This window comes from Sphingomonas sp. OTU376 (genome assembly GCF_038440415.1).
GTDB lineage: Bacteria > Pseudomonadota > Alphaproteobacteria > Sphingomonadales > Sphingomonadaceae > Sphingomonas > Sphingomonas kyeonggiensis_A.
Genome location: NZ_JASATQ010000048.1, coordinates 25,715 through 42,805, shown reverse-complemented (window position 1 = coordinate 42,805; position 17,091 = coordinate 25,715). Strand labels below are relative to the sequence as shown.

The following is a 17,091-nucleotide window of genomic DNA, read 5'->3' as shown; positions in this document are numbered from 1 at the left end:
CCCCCGGCCCCCCCCCCGGGGAACCGATGGGTGAATGGGCCGGCCTTTGGGTGTCCCGATATTCGTCTATCCCCTGCCACCAGGGGGAAGGGCAGGATTTTCAGGCCCGTTGCACCCCCAGCACCGTGAGATAGCGGTCGGGCCAGAGGATCGACTGGCCGGTGCGCAGGCCGATCAGGGCGGCACCGACAGGGGTGAGGATCGAGATCCGGCCCTGGGCGATGTCCGCATCCGGCGGATAGACCAGGGTGACGGTGCGGGGCTTGCCGTTGCTGTCGTCGACGAACTCCACCGTGGCGCCCATCGTCACCGTGTCGGGCGAGATGGCGGCGGCGCTGTGCAGGCGGGCGCGCTCGGTTTCGCGCAGCAGCAGCGCACTGACCGCCGGGAAGCGGCGGGCGACGCTGAGCGCCAGGCCGGCGAGGCGCTCGGCTTCGGAATCGATCATGTCGATCGGCGGCCGGCTGGCCGCCTTGCGGGTCTTGCTCATGTTCTGGAACTCCCAGGCAAAGGCGGCCTTACCGCCGGGGCGCCTAACGACGGCGCGCTGCTTGGCCCCGGGCCTCCCGGGACATGCCTGAGGAGAACCCGGGGCTAGATGCCTGCCAGGAGCTGTCCCGCATGGACGCGGTATCGCAGCATGGGTGCGCGAGCGGTCATGCTGCGAGGATGGCCGCCGGGGTGCGGCTTGTCAAACCAGGTCAGAGGCTTTCGGCGAGCAGCAGGCAGGCGAGCATCGCCAGCACCAGCCCGATCATCGCGATCCCGAGCGCGGGCCAGCCCCAGACGGCGACGACCATGCCGGCCAGCGGCGGCCCGAGCAGCGCGCCACCGGCGCCGAACTGGGTGATGAGGCCGTTGGCGGCGGCGATGCGGGGATCGTCGGGCGTGGTCGCGCCGGACTGGGCGGGCAGGCGGGCGAACATCAGCGGCGGGACGAGGCCGCTGACCAGCGTGGCGGCGATGGCGAGGATGGCGCTCGTGGTCAGGCTCGCGCCGCCGGCCTGGTAGAGCCAGAAGACCAAAGGCAGGGTGGCGAGCAGGGCGAGGGTGGAGACCAGCATCATCCGCCGGCGGCCGAGCTGCCCGCCGCGCATCAGCCACATCGCGGCGGCGGAGCCCGGCAGCGCGGCGAGCGAGGCGAGCGCGGTGACCAGCCCGACCTGCTCGATCGGGGCGCCGCTGCGCTCGACCAGGAAGCTCGGCAGCAGCATCAGCAGCGCGCAGACGAACAGCGTGTAGAGCCCGAAGGCAAAGGTGGAGACCCAGGCGGCGGGGGCGGGCAGGGTGATCCGCCTGCCGCTGGCGCCGGGGAGGGGGAAGCGGGTGAGCAGCACGGTGATGCCGGCAAGCGCCACCGCCCAGGCGAGCATCACCCCGCGCGGGCCCGCCAGCGTGACCAGCGAGGCAGTGACCGCGCTGCCGAGCGCGAGGCCGACGGGGACGAAAGTGCTCCACAAGGCGAGCGCGCGGCCGCGGCTCTCGTCGGTGGCAATGGCGGCGATCGCGGTGGGGCAGACGATGACCATCAGCAGATAGCCGACGCCTTCCACCGCGCGGGCGGCGAACAGGAGGGCGGGGCCGGGGGCGATCGCCTCGACAAGGCTGGCGGCGGCGAGGGTGGCACCGCCGGCGAGCAGGAAGGCGCGCATGCCGAAGCGGGCGAGGCCGAGGCCGGCGACGAAGCCGAACAGCCCGCCACCGACTTCGAGCAGCGAGATCAGCAGGGCGATCTGGGGGAGCGAGAGGTGGAAGCCCTCGCGCAGGATCGGCGCGATCGCGGAAATCTTGGCGAGCTGCGCGGCGGCGAGGATGCCGACCAGCCAGAGGATCAGGATTCGGGGCCAGGGGGTACGCATGCCGCCCTGCTAGGGACGGGCGCCGGCGATGGCCACGAATAGATTATACGGGGTCGGAAGCGATCGTGGTGGTGATGCGGCCGATCCGGCCGTCGGCGAGCGGCACCGTCTCCCAGCGCATCAGGCTGGGCAGCACCGCGATCACCGCGCTGTCGTTATGGCCGGTGTGGAACTCGAGCCGCTGGAACGGGCGATCATACCAGCCGCGATCGGCAAGGCTTTCCTCGGCGGCGATGATCTCGGGACTCGCGAAGGACCAGAGCGAGCGGTTGAGGAACGCATCGGCGCTGCTTCCCCAGCCCTGGGTCCGGGCGGGCGAGGCGGCCAGCAGGCGGTGGGTGGCGTCGCAGACGAGGTGGACGGGCGCGCGCGAGGTCTCGATCAGGCGCTTGAGCGCGGCGTCGGCGTCATTGCCGGCATTGGCGGCGATCATCGCGAGGATGCGTTCGCGCATCGCCGGCTCGGGCTCGTGCATGCCGCTTTCCCAGCGCGACACGCTGGCCTGGGTCACCGCCAGGTGCTCGGCGACATGACCCTGCTTGATCCCGTTGAGGATGCGGAAGCGGCGCAGGGCCCTGCCCACGGGGAGATCGTGCAGCATGGCGGGGAAGATAGGCCGGCCGGGCGGCAGGTCAATGCGCGGACGCGGTGCCGCTGAGGGCCGCCTGCAGCCTGGCGATCATGTCCTGCACCTCGGCGCTGCGCAGCTGGTGCGCCGCCTCCAGCGCGGCGAGGTCGCCGCCGCAGAAGTCGCAGGCGGCGTTCTCGATGCGGACGAAATGCTGGCAGCCGCGGCAGAGGCGCAGCGGCACCGGGATGCGGCCGGGTTCAGGCATGGACCGGAACTTCGGCAAGGGCCTCCACGACGATCTCGAACTCGCCATGATCGAAGGAGCGGCCCTCGGCGTCCTTCACCTTGACCAGTCGCTCGCGCAGGCCGCGCGACTGGAAGTCGAGCGCGCGGTGGTGGCACATCGGGTTGTTGCCGGCGCGGCCCATCAGCGCGTGCGCGGTCCAGGTGCAGCCGGCCATGCAGGTCTCGGCATAATAGCAGCCCCGGCAATAGCCCCAGAGATCGTCGAGCGTGCGGCGGCGGTTGAACGCCATCGGCTCGGCATTCTCCCAGATGTCGCGCAGGCGGCGCTCGCGGACATTGCCGCCGGCATAGGGGCTGGGCAGGCCGGGGCAGGACTTGATCGTGCCGTCCGCTTCGATCCCCATCACCGTGTCGCCGGCATTGCAGCCGTGGAAATGGATCTCCTCGTTCATCACGTTGCGCAGCGCGCTTTCGTGCGGGCCGAAATAGCCGATATTGCTGGCGGGCTGGAGGAAGAGGCCGCGCTCGCGCCCCTTGGCGGCGAGATCGGCGAGCAGCGGCATCACTTCGAGCATCTGCCAGGGCTGGAGCAGCATCTCCGGATGATCGGCGGCATTGCCCATCGCGGTGGTGATGGCCAGCTGCCAGTTGCGGCAGCCGGCTTCGATGATGATGTCCATCAGCTCGGGCAGCTGGGCGAGGGTGAGGGCGTTGATCTGGGTGTTCACCCCGACTTCCAGCCCGTGCGCGCGGACATGGCGCATCGCCGCCAGCGCCATCTCGAACGAGCCGATCACGCCGCGCAGGCGATCATGGGTGGCGCCGATGCCGTCGATCGAGATGCCGACCGCGTTGAGCCCGGCGGCGGCGGCCTGGGCGACGCGATCCTCGCTGAGGTTGCGCCCGCCGGTCTGCAGGTCGCACTCCATGCCGGTGGCGCGGATCGCGGCGATGATCTGGAGCCAGTCCTTGCGGAGATAGGCCTCGCCGCCGATCAGCCCGACGCTGCGCGCGCCGAGCTCGGCGATCTGCTCGACCAGGTCGAGCGCCTCGGCGGTGGAGAGCTCGTCGCGGCGGCGGCGGCCGGCGCGCGAGCCGCAATGCTGGCAGGCGAGATCACAAGCCAGCGTGATCTCCCAGACCACGCTGACCGGGATGCGGCCCATTATGTCGTCGAGACCGGAATAGCGGACAGGCAGGGTTTCGCTTGTCCGCGCCCCGGTCACTTGGCGGTAGCCTTTCGCAGCACGCCTTCGGCGGCATGGATGATGCCGTCGAGATCCTTGTACTCCGCCTTCAGCTCCTTCGCGCCGGTGATCAGCGCCTTGAGTTCCGCGGCATTGGCTCTTTCGAGAATGTCGAAGACGACCGGACGGTAATAGACCCGGCCCGGATCAAGCAGAAGGTGGAGTCGTTCGAGAGTCAGCGCTTCGCGCTGTATCTTGGGAATTGCCATAAGCCGTCTCCCGTATAAAGCGACGTCGAGTCGCAAGGAAAACGTACCGGATTCGCAAGTTGTTTGGAAGTGACTACAAGTTTAGTTGAATTGATGTGCTTTGGAATTGATGATGATTATAAATCCATTTCGGATTGTATTCGGATTAATTTCAGGAATACCATTATCCGACGCCGTGGGGGAATTCGTGCGGGCATAGATATTTGCGCGGTGCTCTGCATATCCCGGGGTGCCTGGCGCACCCCGGGGCAAGGGTGTTCAGAGCGCGATCCGCAACGAGGCGCGGACGGTGCGCGGCGCGCCGGGGAAGATCCAGACCGGGCTGTACGAGCTTTGCGCGTAGCGGGCGTCGAACAGGTTGTCGGCCTCCAGGCGCAGGCTGAGCGCCGGCGAGAAGGCGTATTCGACTGCCGCCTTGGCCTTCACATAGTCGGGCAGGACCAGGCCGCTGCCGTCGATCGCGCCGGCGCGGTCGCCCATGTAGCTGGCGCCGGCGCTGAGCGAGAGGCCGCGGCCCTCGGCATCCTGAAAGCGGCCGAGAACGAAGAGCGTGCCGGCATGCTCGGGCACGTCGAGCACGCGATCGGTGGCGAAGCTGGCGTCGTCGGTGCGGGCATGCGTCCAGGCATAGTTGGCGACGATCTGCCAGTGCGGGGCGAGCCTGATCGACGCATCCGCCTCGATCCCGCGGCTGCGCAGGTTGCCGACGGGGGCGAGGAAGTTCGGATCGGTGGGATCGTTGGTGAGGATGCCCTGCTTGCGGATGTCGAACCAGGTGACCGCGAGGTCGATCCCGGTCCAGGCGCCGGTGACGCCGAGCTCATAGCCCTTGCCGCGCTCGGGCGCGAAGCCCTGGCCGAAGCGATCGGTGCCGGAATTCAGCAGGAAGCTTTCGCCCCAGTTCGCATGCAGCGCGAAACGCTCGTCGAGCTTGTAGCGGGCGCCCGCGCGGAAATTGACCGGCTGGTCGACCGCGCGGCCGGTGGCGCCGGTGTTGTTGTTGTGGATGCGCTGGCGATAGGCGTCGAGGCGGACGCCGCCGGTCAGCGTGAGCCTGTCGCTCACCTCCCACATATCCTGCGCATAGAGCGTGCCGGACCAGCGCTTCTCGTGATTGTTGGTGAAGGGGAGCAGCACCGGCGGAGTGCCGCCATAGACGGGGTTGAAGATGTCGATCGCATAGGGCGCGGCCGCGGTCGGGTTACGACGCATCCAGCGCTCGGCATAGTCGAGGACATAGCCCTTGGCGCCGAAGCTGAGGCGATGCGCGCCGGCCTGGCCCGACAGCTCGATGCGGGCGGAGAGATCGTCCACCACGAAATCGCGTGAGCGACGCTGGCGCCAGAGGGTGGTGCCGCCGACCAGGCGCGACTGATCGGAGGAGAAGCCCTTGAGCGAGCCGGTGCGCCAGGCGATGCCGGCGTTGAGGCTCCAGCTGTCGCCGAGATCGGCGAGCGCCGTGAGCTGGTGGCGCTCATTGCGGAAGCGGGTGACGCCGTCATTCGGCTCGCCATAGAAACGGGAGCGGGGCAGGGCGTTGGCATCGCCGTTCAATGCCGGGATGCCGCGATCGAAGGGTGCGTCGAAGCGGGTGATCTCGCCGACATAGGTGAGGCGGAAGCTGTCGCTCGGGCGCCAGGTGAGCGAAGGCGCGACGGTGCGGCGGCTGAGTGTGACATGATCGCGCCAGCCATCGCTGTCTTCCCCCGCCACGACGATGCGGCCGGCCAGGGTGCGCGAGATCGGCATGTTGGCGTCAAGCTCGACCCGGCGGGTGTTGAACGAGCCATAGGTGAGCACCGCGCTTGCGGCGGGGGTGAAGCCGGGCGTCTTGCTGACGATGTTGACCCGGCCGCCGGGATCGATGTCGCCGAACAGCGCGCCGGCCGGACCCTTGAGCAGCTCGATCCGCTCGACAGTGGAGGGATCGCGGGGCGGGCCCATGCCGCGATTGGCGAGGAAGCCGTCGACATAATATTCGGCGCCGCCATCGGGGGTGCCCAGGAAGCCCCGGATCGCGAAATTGTCGAGGAAGCCGCCGCGGTTGTTCTGGTTGCTGACGCCGCTGACCAGCTCGAGCGCGTCTGACAGGCGATAGGTGCCGGCGGCGACGAGCAGGTCGCGCTCGATCGAGCGGCTCGACTGCGACATGCGCTCGGTGACCGGGCCCGAAGAAAGGGTCGGATCGGCGCCGGTGCGGCGGGTGCCGAGCACGACGATCTCCTGGCCGTCCTCGACGACAGGCTCCTCCTTTTCCGGCTCGGCAAAGGCGGGGAAGGTGCAGAAGAGCAGCGGCGAAAGCAGCGCGGCCGCCGGAAGATGTCGGAACAAGGGGCTTGCCTTTCAGGTGATGATGTAACATCGCATGTGACGAAAGGAAGCCGATGCTGTCAACCCTGAAGCCTGGTGCCGAAACATTTCCTCATGCAGCCGGGAAACCCGCGCGGATCGTGTCGATCGATGCGCTGCGCGGGCTGGTGATCCTGCTGATGCTGGTCGACCACACCCGCGAGTTCTTCTTCCGCTACGTGCCGGTGAGCGACCCGATGGATGTGGAGGCGACCACGCCGGCGCTGTTCTTCACCCGACTGTCGGCGCATCTCTGCGCGCCGATCTTCGTGCTGCTGACCGGGGTAGGGGCGTGGCTCTATGCGGCGCCGCGCGGCGGGGCGCGGGCGGCTTCGGACTTCCTGTGGAAGCGTGGGCTGTTCCTGGTGGCGCTGGAGCTGACGGTGGTGAGCTTCGCCTGGAGCTTCGAGCTGCTGCCGGACCGGTTCTTCCTGCAGGTGATCTGGGTGATCGGGCTTTCGATGCTGGCACTGGCGGCGCTGGCGCATTTGCCGCGATGGGCGCTGATCACGGTGGGGCTTGTACTCGTGCTTGGGCATAACCTTTTGGACGGGGTGCATGTCGCGCCGGGTGAGCCGCTGCATATGCTGTGGTCGGTGCTGCACGAGCGCACGCTGCTGCAGCTGCCCTGGGGCGGCGATGTGCGCACCTCCTATCCGCTGCTGCCGTGGATCGGGGTGATCGCGCTGGGTTACGCGATCGGACCGTGGTTTGCGCGGGGCGTGGAGCAGGGCTGGCGGCTGCGGACGCTGGTGGTGAGCGGGGCGGTGGCGCTGCTCGGATTTGTCTTGCTGCGGGCGGTGAACGTCTATGGCGACCCGACGCCGTGGCAGGTGGGCAGCGACGGGCTGCATACGGTCATGGGCTTCCTCAACCTGACCAAATACCCGCCTTCGGCCGACTTCCTGCTGCTGACTTTGGGTGTCGGTGCGTTGCTGCTGGCGGCGCTGGAGAGGTTGCCTGCGCGGCCGGTCGCGGTGCTGGCGGTGTTCGGGGCGGCGCCGTTGTTCTTCTACATCCTGCACCTCTATCTGCTCCACGCGATCAACCGGATCGCGGCGCTGGCTACTGGGGCGGATGGGCTGGCGACGCTGCCCAATGTCGCGAGCCTGTGGCTGCTGGCGGCGGTGGTGGCGGTGCCGTGCTGGTTCGCGTGCCGGTGGTTCGGCGGCGTGAAGCGGGCGAGCGGGACGTGGTGGATGCGGTATTTGTAGGTTTGACCTATGTGGTGCAAAGGAAGAGCAAGTAGATCGAAGGTTCGCTGCTTATGATCGCCATGTTGGTGGCAACTGCGTTGGCGATGTCAGCCTGCACGCCGCTGGAGAATACAGATACGCTTTGGGCTTCGCCCGAAACGCGCTGGGTATTTTTCGGAGAGATGCATGGCACCAACGAGATGCCTGATGCCTTTGCGAACCTCGTGTGTCTGGCGGCGGTGAAGCGAGGGCCGATCACAGTCGTGATAGAATGGCCGGTGGAAACACAGCCCATCCTGAACGCGTGGTTGGACTCCGATGGCGGGGAACGCGCCAAGGCGGCGTTGTTGTCGGCACCGGAATGGCATTTCAAGGATCAGGCGGGTTTTACCAGCGTGGCCTTTTTGCGCATGCTCGAACGTCTGCGAGTGCTGCACAAGGAGCACAAAGTCGCCGCGCTACGTGCCTTCGACAAGGCAGCAGATGGATCGGACGCCCGGGACCGTAATGTCGTGATGGCGGAACGGCTGATGGCGATATCTCGCGAGACGGACGGTCTGACATTGATCCTTGTGGGAAATGTTCACGCGTCGCGAATACCTCTGCAATTGGGACCGGATGAGGTCAGGCCGGCGGCATATCTGCTGCCGGAAGCAAAGCGTATTACCGTCGGATTCACGTCACCTGGCGGCACCGCATGGATGTGCCGTCGGGATGGCTGCAAGATATATGACGACGGCTCAGGGCCGTCGCATCCACCCAGTCTGACCTGGCACCGCGAAGCCGATCGCCGCTTCGATGTTACCTATGATCTAGGTGTCCCTGTGACAGCGGCCGTACCCGCCGTTTCGGGAAGCCAGCGGGGTTCGTCGAATCCGTAAGAAGAAAAATGGGAGCGGCGGGGGATCGCCGCTCCCAGGCAGGGAAAGGCGGTTACCAGCTCAGGCCGATGCGGGCGTAGATGTAGCGTCCGCCGAAGCCGAAGGGCGAGTAATAGGGGAAGCCGACCACGCCGGTGCTGTTGTTCGCGGCGATCGTGTAGTCGGGATATTCGTCGAACAGGTTGTTCACGCCGAGCGCGAACTGGGCGCCCTTGAGTGCCTGGTAGCGCAGCTCGAGGTCGGCGATCGTGTGCTTGCCGGTGTAGATGTCCGCCGCCGGCGTGGTGCCCGGCTGGATGACGTTGCCGTAATAGCTGGCGCGCGCGGTGATCGCGAGCTTGTCGAGCGACCAGTCGATCGTGCCGGTGAGCTTCTCGCCCGGCGTGCCCTGCTCGATCGAGTAGATGCGGCTGCGGGCGAACAGGGTCGGCGCCGGGTTGATCGCGCCGGTCGAGGTCGGGATCGAGCTGCGGTCGAGTTTCGTCTGGTTGAAATTGCCGGCCAGGGTGAAGTCGAAGGTGCCGGCATCGTCGGCGCGCAGCTTGTAGTGTGCGACGACATCGACGCCGCGGACGCGCGAGCGCAGGCCATTGATGAAGAAGCGCGCGGCCGAGACGTTGTAGGGCGCGAGCAGCGTGGCGACCTGGGGGCTGAAGCTCGATGCGATGTTCTCCGACAGCGCGAGCTGGTTGCGCAGGCGGATCTGATAGGCGTCGACGGTGAGGTCGAACCCGCCCGAGCGGATCACGGTGCCGAGCGACAGGTTGGTCGAGCGCTCCGGCTCGAGCGGCAGGCCGCCGAGTGCGGTGGCGACCGGGCTGACCGACGGGAAGGTGCCGGTGAGGATCGGGTTGCCGTTCTGGATCACCGAGGCGACCGAGGTGAAGTATTGCTGCTGGAGGCTCGGCGCGCGGAAGCCGGTGGAGGCAGTGCCGCGCAGCGCGAACCAGGGCGTGACGTCATAGCGCAGCGAGACCTTGCCGGTGCCGGTGTCGCCGAAATCGGTATAGTGCTCGGCGCGGCCGGCGAGGCCGACCAGGAACTTGTCGGTGACCTGGGCTTCGAGGTCGATATAGCCCGACACGTTCTTGCGGCCGCGCTCGATCGCATTGGCCGGCGAGAAGCCGCCAAAGCCCTGCGCGCCCGGGGTGCCGGTGGTGACGCCCGTCGGGTAGCCATAGGAGGCCTGCTCGCCCGGGGTGATCTTGAAGCCCTCGCGGCGGCCTTCGACGCCGAAGGCGACATTGAGCGACTGGAACACGTCGAAGCTGCGCGACACGTCGAGCCCGGCGACCCACTGGTCATAGATCAGCGCGCCGTCGTAGAAATTGGTCGGCGAGGCGTTGCCGTACGCGTAGTTCGCGGAGTTGCGGGTGTAATAGGCGATCTTGTTGCGGCCGTACGCGACGTTGAGGTCGACGTTCCAGCCGGCCAGGTCGCCCTTGAGGCCGAGCGCGCCGTTGGCGTTGGTCGACTTGGTGTTGATGATCGGCAGGAAGCCGTTCGGGTAGATGCCCGAGACCGCGGTGGCGGCGCTGGCGAGGCGGGGGAAGGCGGCGCTGCGGCTGTCGCGGTCCTGATAGCCGAACCAGCCATAGAGCTTCCAGTTGTCGCCGATGCCGGTGCCGGCGTTGATATAGCCGGTATACTGCTCGACCTCGGGATCGCCGAAGCGGCCGGTGACGCGGGTGGGGGTGACGCGCGGATCGAAGTCGGCGCGGTTGGTCGGCTCGCGCTTGGTATATTCGCCCGAGAGGGTGACATAGCCGTCATTGCCGAAGCCGAGGCCCTGCCAGGCCGAAGCGGTGAAGGTCGGCTCGCCGGTGACCGAGCGGCTGCCGCGAGCAGTGTCGATGTCGGTGGCGTAGAAGCCATAGGTGGCGGTGACGCCGCCGCCCGAGCGGGCCTCGCGCAGGCGCACGTTGATCACGCCGGCGATCGCGTCCGAGCCGTACTGGGCCGAGGCGCCGTCACGCAGCACTTCGATCCGCTCGAGCGCGGTGGCGGGAATGGTGTTGAGATCGACGGCGGCCGAGCCGCGGCCAACCGAGCCGTTGATGTTGAGCAGTGCCGAGGCATTGGCGCGCACGCCGTTGATCAGGACGAGCGTCTGGTCCGGCGAGAGGCCGCGCAGCGTGGCGGGGCGGATCGCGTCGGTGCCGTCGACCGCCGAGGGGCGCGGGAAGTCGATCGAGGGCGCGACTGTGGACAGCGCCGCGCCAAGCTCGGTCGTACCCTGGTTGCGCAGCGCGGTGCCGCTCAGCACATCGACCGGCGAGGCGGTGTCGAGCCGCGAACGGCCCTGAGCGCGGGTGCCGGTGACGACGATCTGGGTGTCTTCGGCCGGCGCTGCCGGTTCGGCCTGCGGTTCCGCGGTGGGCGTGGTGTCCTGCGCGAAGGCGGGAGGGGCGGCGACCGCCAGCGTGGTGGCGATGGCGAGGAGCGAGGATGTACGGAAACGCATGTGATGGCCCACCTTTTCTTATGGTGAGCAGAATTCACACCAATCTGATGGGAATTGGTACAAAGGAAAGCTTGGCGAAGGCAAAAGCGGGTTTTCGCGGTGTTGCGTGATAGCAACACACTCGGTCCGATAACGCCCGTCCGCGTGATTGGTTCCGCGATACCGCGGCGCGGCTCCTATGCGTCGGCGACATAGCCGCGCAGGAGGTCTGCGCGATCCTTGGCAGTGAAGCGTCCGGTCCTGATGACCTCCCAGACCACTTCCTGCAGCACCTCGACGCGCTGGCCGTCGCCCTTGAAATCCTTGTCCGCCGTGAAGGCGTAGAGCTCGGCAAGGCCGGCATGCTGGCTGACCGGCCCGAACGCATATTGGCCGCCGCCCTCGGGAATTTCGCGGTCCTTGTTGAGGCAATAGACGTGCAGCGGGATATTGACGATGTCGGTCGGCTTGCCCTTCTCGTCGAGCAGGCGGCCGGGACCGCCATTGGTGGTCGGCGGGATCCTCAGTACCTGCTGCTCGACCAGCAGGCCGTTCTGGAAGCCTTCCGATGCGCTGACGATGACCAGGCCGGCGGGGAAAATCACGGTGACGGGGGCGCCGGTGCGGTTGCGGACCGGCACGCAGCGCCGGACCATGAGGCCGCTGCCGACGGTTGCCGTCCGCGCCCTGGGGCAATTGCCGTCGTCATCGGCGGGGAACAGCGGGCCAGCGAGCTCGATGCCGGCCGGCAGCGTGAAGGGGGTTCCCTTTGGCGCGCGCTTGTCGGTGCCGAAGCCGGGCGTGGCGGTCTGGGCATGCGCCGGTTGCCCCGCAAAGGCGGCGATGGTGATCGCCAGCGATGCGTGGAAAAGCGATTGCCGAATCTTCATGTGGTTCCTCCCGATAATTCGGCGGTGCCGGGCAGGCTCGCGAGCCGCCAGCACGGGGCGACTGGCGATGACCTGGCTGCGACCGGCATCGCTGTCCCGCCCCGGAACGCGTGCGCAATCGGGATGAATCGATTGCGCACGCCCGACCCCTAACCCGATATTTACCTCTCAAGCGCATAGCTGACCCTGATCCTGCGCGGGTTGCTGTCGAGACGTCGGCGGCTTTCGGCCCGGCAGGAAAAGGAGCTCGGTATGCGTTTCATCGGTTTCGGCAGGACTGTTCTGGCTCTCGGCATGGCGGCTGCGCTTGCCGCGTGCGGTGGCGGCGGGGGCCGTCCGGAACTGCCGCCCGCGGCCGCGGTGGCGGAGCGCGAGGTGCCGAGCGAGGAATATGTCATCGGCCCGATGGACCAGCTCCAGGTATTCGTGTGGCGCAACCCCGAGCTGTCCTCGAAGGTGCAGGTGCGCCCCGACGGCCGGATCACCGTGCCGCTGATCAGCGACATGCCGGCGGTGGGCAAGACCCCCGCGATGCTCGCCGACGACCTGAAATACGCGCTCAGCGAGTATATCAAGGATCCGATCGTCTCGGTGATCGTCGAGAATTTCAACGGCACCTACAGCCAGCAGATCCGCGTCGTCGGTGCGACCGAGAAGCCAGCCTCGATCCCGTATCGCGCCAACATGACCGCGCTCGACGCGATGATCGCGGTGGGCGGGCTCAGCGAGTTCGCATCGGGCAATCGCGCGCGGCTGGTGCGCTACGACCGGCAGACCGGCAAGCAGACCGAATACAAGCTGCGCCTTGGTGCCCTGCTGGGCGGCGACATCAAGGCCAACGTCAAGCTCGAACCGGGCGACGTGATCATCATTCCCAAGAGCATGTTCTGAGGTAGCGCGGGTGGGGAACCTCTACGAAGAACTGCGCGGCGCACTGCACGCGGTCTGGCAACGGCGCTGGATTGCGCTGGCGGTGGCGTGGTGCATCTGCCTGGCCGGCTGGCTGGTCGTGTCGCAGATGCCGAACAAATATGAATCGCGCGCGCGCATCTTCGTGCAGCTGCGCCAGATCATCCCGACCGACGGGACGACCGCGCTCAACCAGCAGAAGGACCTTGACCGGATCCGCCAGACGCTGACCAGCGCAGTGAACCTGGAGAAGGTGGTGCGTGGCACCGACCTGGCGCGGACGGTGGCGACCGACCGCGACGTGGCGGACCGCGTGGCCGGGCTGCAGGCGGCGATCAAGCTGACCGCGCAGCAGGACAATCTGTTCGAGATCACGGTGACGACGCAGAGCGGCAAGCTCGCCAAGCAGATCGCCCAGAAGCTGATCGACATCTTCGTCGAGACCAACCTTTCCGACAATCGCGACCAGTCGAGCCAGTCGCTCGACTTCATGGACCAGCAGCTCGCCGAGCGGCAGAAGCAGCTGCAGGACGCGGACAGCAAGCGTGCCGACTTCCAGGCGAAGTTCCTCGGCTCGCTGCCGGGCACGGGATCGATCGAGGATCGCGTCTCGGCCGCGCGGACGCAGCTGGCGCAGATCCAGGGCGACCTGGCGGCGGCGCAATCGGGTCTCAACGTGGTCAATGCCCAAATGGCGGGCACGCCGGCGAACATCGCGGGTTCGGGCGGCGGCGCGGTCGCCGGGCCGGCACGGGCGCGGCTGCAGGCGATCCAGGGCCAGATCGCCGATGCGCGGGCCAAGGGCTATACCGATAGCCATCCGGACATGATCGCGCTCAAGAACCAGCTGGCGGCGGCGCAGTCCGCCGCTTCGCGCGAGCCGGTGGTGAGTGGTGCGTCGGCGGGGGCTTCCAATCCGGTCTATATCGGCCTGCAGTCGATGCGGGCGGACAAGCAGGCGACGGTTGCCGCGCTCGTCCAGCGCAAGGCGCAGATCGAAGGCGATCTGAACGCGCTGAGCGCCAAGATGGCGGAAGCGCCGGGCGTCGCGGCCGAGCAGGGCGAGATCGAGCGCCAGTACCAGGTGCTCAAGACCCAATATGACCAGCTGCTCGCCCAGCGCGAGCAGATGAAGATTTCGAGCCAGGCGCAGAATGTCGCCGACGCCGACAAGTTCAACGTCGTCGATCCGCCGACCCAGCCGCGCGCGCCGACCTCGCCCAATCGTCCGTTGTTGCTGACCGGCGTGCTGATCGCCGGGCTGGGCGCGGGCGTGGCCTTCGCGTTTGCGCTGGGCAAGCTGACCGCGACCTTCCCGACCGCCGCCAAGCTGGAAAAGGCGAGCGGCATGCCGGTGATCGGATCGATCGGCGAAGTGGTGACCGCGGCGCAGACCGCGATGCGCCGCAAGAAGCTGACCCTGTTCGCAGGCGGCGTCGCAGCGCTCGGCGTTGCCTATGTCGGGCTGATCGGGGTCGAGTTCCTTCAGCGGGGCATGGGAGCCTGAGATGAATGACCATACGCCCCGCCGCCTGAAGGGATCGTTGCTCGAGCGCGCCGCGCAGGGCTTCCATTATGCGCCCGCGCCGATCGAGGACGTGCCACCCGCACCGGTTTCCAAGGCTGCGCCGAAGCCGCGGGTTGAGGCGCCGCGTGCAGAGGCTCCATCGCCCGCGCCTGCGCCGCAGCCGCGAGTTGAGGCTCCTGTTCTTGTGCCGGCTCCGGTCGTGGCGCCCGCGCCTGCGCCGGTTGCTGGGCCCGTTGTTGTTGCTCCCGAGCCAGTGCTCCAGGCACAGCCGGTCCCCGGCGAAAGCCGGGGTCCCGAGCCCGGCAGCGAGTCGCCCGTGATCCTGGGCCCCGGCCTTCGCCGGGGCGCAGACGCAAATGCCGAGAGCGCGGTCTCCGAGCCGCAGATTTCGACCGCCCGTACGCGCGATCGCGTCGCCTCGATCGATCGGGGCGTTCTCGAACAGGGCGGGATGCTGATCCCCGGTGGGCCGATCACGCCGCTGGCGGAAGAATTCCGCATGGTGAAGCGCCAGTTGCTGCTCACCGCGCGCGCCGTTGCCGCCAAGGATACCGTCAAGGCCGCCGACCGCGCCCGGATGATCCTGGTCTGCTCGGCCCAGCCGAACGAGGGCAAGACCTTCTGCGCGATCAACCTTGCGCTCTCGATGGCGACCGAGCGTGACGTCGAGGTGCTGCTGGTCGATGCCGATTTCCCGAAGCCTGACGTGCTGCCGCGGCTTGGCCTGCCGAACGGTCCGGGTCTGCTCGATGTGCTCGCCGGTTCGGTGGCCAATGTCGAGGACTGCATCATCGATACCGATGTGCCGCAGCTTTCGGTGCTGCCGGCCGGTGCCCGCTCGATCAGCGATACCGAGCTGCTGGCCAGTGATCGCGCGCGTGCGGTGATCGACGGGCTGGCCGAGGCCAATCCGCGCCGCATTGTGATCTTCGATTCGCCGCCCGCGCTCGCGGCGTCGCCCGCTTCGGTGCTGGCGCTGCATGTCGGGCAGGTGATGCTCGTCGTGCGCGCGGACAAGACCAGCGAGGGCGACCTGCGCCAGGCTGTCAACACGCTGGATGCCTGCGAGCATATCCAGCTCGTGCTCAATTCCGTCTCGTTCCAGCCCGGCGGCCGCCGGTTTGGCAGCTATTACGAATATGGGGAGGAAAGCCGGTGAAGCGGCTTGTCGTTACCGGTGCGGCGCTGCTGGCCGCCACCGCCATCACGCCGGCGAGCGCCCAGCGCGCCCGGATCACGCCCTATGTCGAAGCGAGCCAGGTGGTCGCGGCCGATCTGAACGGCGGCGACGTGCTGACCTACTCGACGCTTGGCGCCGGCATCGATGCGCAGGTGCAGTCCCGCCGCGTCGAGGTGCAGGTGAGCTATCGCTACGAGCACCGGTTCGACTATCAGAACAAGCTCAACAACGATCACACGCATAGCGGCCTCGCGACCGTGAAGGCGGCGGTGGCGCCGGGCCTGTCGATCGAGGCGGGCGGCATCGCCACGCGCACCCGTTCGGACGTCCGCGGTGACGTGCAGACCAGCAATGTCGGCAATTTCAGCAACTCGGCACAGGTCTTCTCGGCCTATGTCGGCCCGAACCTCGCAACGCATCTGGGGCCGATGTTCGTCAACGGTGCCTACCGCTTCGGCTATACGAAGGTGGAAGCGCCGGGTTCGACCGGATTGGCCGCCGGCCAGTCGCGGCTCGATTACTATGACGATTCAAAGGTGCATGTGGCGACCGCCAGCGTCGGCGTGAAGTCGGGCACGGTGCTGCCCGTCGGCATCACGGTAAGCGGCTCGTACACGCGCGAGGACGCCGGCCAGCTCGACCAGCGCTTCGAAGGGAAGTGGGGCCGCGGCGACGTGGTGCTGCCGATCATGCGCGGCCTCGCGCTCGCGGGCGGCGTCGGCTACGAGCAGATCAAGATCAGCCAGCGCGACGCGCTGCTCAACGGCGCCGGCCAGCCGGTGCTCGACGGGGCAGGGCGCTTCCGCACCGATCCCAACTCACCGCGCCGCATCGCCTATGACCTGGACGGCGTGTTCTGGGATGCCGGCGTGATCTGGAAGCCGAGCCGCCGCACCTTCTTCGAGGCGCGCGTGGGCCGGCGTTACGGCTCGATGAGCTATACCGGCTCGCTCAGCTACCAGCCGACCCCGGGCAGCGGCATCCAGATCGGCGTCTATGACACGGTGCAGACCTTCGGCCAGCAGCTGAACGGCGGGCTCTCCAACCTGCCGACCAGCATCGCGAGCAGTACCGATCCGTTCGGTAACCAGTTCCAGGGCTGCATCTACGGGACGACCAGCGCGGCGACAGGTGGCTGCATGAACGCTGTGCTCGCTTCCGCCACCACCTCCGCCTATCGCGCACGCGGCGTGACCGGCGTGGCGGTGATGGGCCGTGGCGGCACCCGCTTCGGCATCGGCGGCGGCTATGCCAAGCGCGACTTCATCGCGCCGACCGGCGGCACCGGCTTCACCACCAACGGCACCAGCGACACGACCATCTATGGCCAGCTCTTCGCCTCGACCGATGTCGGCGCGAACGGCTCGCTCCAGGGCAGCGTGCTGGGCAGCTATTACAACAGCGACATCCCGGGGAACGACGGCATTTACGGTTGGGGAGCGAATGCCGCCTATACCCATCGCTTCGGACGACTCGGTGCCACGCTTTCGACGGGCATCTTCGGGTTCGAGCGGGATGGCGAAAGCTCGGCCAGCGCACAGGCGCTGCTGGGCCTGCGCTACGGCTTCTAAGGGTCGGGACGG

At 67.7% G+C, this 17,091-nt stretch carries 15 protein-coding genes; 6 read left to right on the top strand and 9 right to left on the bottom strand.

Translation table 11 applies throughout. From position 1 onward, the window contains the following. Positions 1-100: 100 nt before the first annotated feature. The 7 genes from rnk to AAHM44_RS17915 all read right to left on the bottom strand — a co-directional run bounded on the left by rnk (position 101) and on the right by AAHM44_RS17915 (position 6,463). Complete coding sequence (rnk, locus tag AAHM44_RS17945) at positions 101-490, bottom strand: nucleoside diphosphate kinase regulator (protein ID WP_342250833.1); 390 nt, start codon at positions 488-490, stop codon at positions 101-103. Between the two features lie 211 nt (positions 491-701). Next, positions 702-1,859: an MFS transporter gene (locus AAHM44_RS17940; RefSeq protein ID WP_342250832.1), complete on the bottom strand. Its 1,158-nt coding sequence runs from the start codon at positions 1,857-1,859 to the stop codon at positions 702-704. Between the two features lie 43 nt (positions 1,860-1,902). Beyond that, on the bottom strand, positions 1,903-2,460 hold the full coding sequence (locus tag AAHM44_RS17935; RefSeq protein ID WP_269574852.1) for a helix-turn-helix domain-containing protein: 558 nt from the start codon (positions 2,458-2,460) through the stop codon (positions 1,903-1,905). 31 nt (positions 2,461-2,491) lie between these two features. Next, complete coding sequence (locus AAHM44_RS17930) at positions 2,492-2,695, bottom strand: hypothetical protein (protein ID WP_269574853.1); 204 nt, start codon at positions 2,693-2,695, stop codon at positions 2,492-2,494. Further along, entirely contained in the window at positions 2,688-3,902 is a 1,215-nt protein-coding gene (locus AAHM44_RS17925) for a radical SAM/SPASM domain-containing protein (protein ID WP_342250831.1), read from the bottom strand. The genes AAHM44_RS17930 and AAHM44_RS17925 overlap by 8 nt, the downstream gene beginning before the upstream one ends. Continuing rightward, complete coding sequence (locus AAHM44_RS17920) at positions 3,899-4,132, bottom strand: hypothetical protein (protein WP_184167549.1); 234 nt, start codon at positions 4,130-4,132, stop codon at positions 3,899-3,901. Before AAHM44_RS17920 ends, AAHM44_RS17925 begins: the two co-directional genes overlap by 4 nt. A gap of 258 nt (positions 4,133-4,390) precedes the next feature. Beyond that, positions 4,391-6,463, bottom strand: a complete 2,073-nt coding sequence (locus tag AAHM44_RS17915; protein WP_342250830.1) for a TonB-dependent siderophore receptor — start codon at positions 6,461-6,463, stop codon at positions 4,391-4,393. A gap of 119 nt (positions 6,464-6,582) precedes the next feature. Between AAHM44_RS17915 and AAHM44_RS17910 the strand changes: the two genes are divergently transcribed. Both AAHM44_RS17910 and AAHM44_RS17905 read left to right on the top strand, forming a co-directional pair. Beyond that, positions 6,583-7,695, top strand: coding sequence for a DUF1624 domain-containing protein (locus tag AAHM44_RS17910; protein ID WP_342250829.1), 1,113 nt, complete (start codon positions 6,583-6,585; stop codon positions 7,693-7,695). Positions 7,696-7,748: 53 nt separating this feature from the next. Then, positions 7,749-8,558 (top strand): hypothetical protein, encoded by an 810-nt coding sequence (locus tag AAHM44_RS17905; RefSeq protein WP_342250828.1) that lies wholly within the window; start codon positions 7,749-7,751, stop codon positions 8,556-8,558. Between the two features lie 52 nt (positions 8,559-8,610). Here AAHM44_RS17905 and AAHM44_RS17900 read toward each other — a convergent pair whose 3' ends face one another. Continuing rightward, the gene (locus AAHM44_RS17900) at positions 8,611-11,022 is read right to left on the bottom strand and encodes a TonB-dependent receptor plug domain-containing protein (RefSeq protein WP_342250827.1); all 2,412 of its coding nucleotides are present in this window, start codon (positions 11,020-11,022) and stop codon (positions 8,611-8,613) included. A gap of 176 nt (positions 11,023-11,198) precedes the next feature. After that, entirely contained in the window at positions 11,199-11,891 is a 693-nt protein-coding gene (locus AAHM44_RS17895) for a hypothetical protein (RefSeq protein WP_342250826.1), read from the bottom strand. A gap of 294 nt (positions 11,892-12,185) precedes the next feature. Here AAHM44_RS17895 and AAHM44_RS17890 point away from each other — a divergent pair, with 294 nt between their 5' ends. The 4 genes from AAHM44_RS17890 to AAHM44_RS17875 all read left to right on the top strand — a co-directional run bounded on the left by AAHM44_RS17890 (position 12,186) and on the right by AAHM44_RS17875 (position 17,079). Next, complete coding sequence (locus tag AAHM44_RS17890; protein WP_409372633.1) at positions 12,186-12,782, top strand: XrtA/PEP-CTERM system exopolysaccharide export protein; 597 nt, start codon at positions 12,186-12,188, stop codon at positions 12,780-12,782. Positions 12,783-12,792: 10 nt separating this feature from the next. Beyond that, entirely contained in the window at positions 12,793-14,307 is a 1,515-nt protein-coding gene (locus tag AAHM44_RS17885; protein ID WP_269574861.1) for an XrtA system polysaccharide chain length determinant, read from the top strand. Between the two features lie 337 nt (positions 14,308-14,644). Then, positions 14,645-15,487, top strand: coding sequence for an AAA family ATPase (locus AAHM44_RS17880; RefSeq protein ID WP_342250825.1), 843 nt, complete (start codon positions 14,645-14,647; stop codon positions 15,485-15,487). Next, positions 15,484-17,079 (top strand): hypothetical protein, encoded by a 1,596-nt coding sequence (locus AAHM44_RS17875; RefSeq protein WP_342250824.1) that lies wholly within the window; start codon positions 15,484-15,486, stop codon positions 17,077-17,079. The genes AAHM44_RS17880 and AAHM44_RS17875 overlap by 4 nt, the downstream gene beginning before the upstream one ends. Positions 17,080-17,091: the final 12 nt, after the last annotated feature.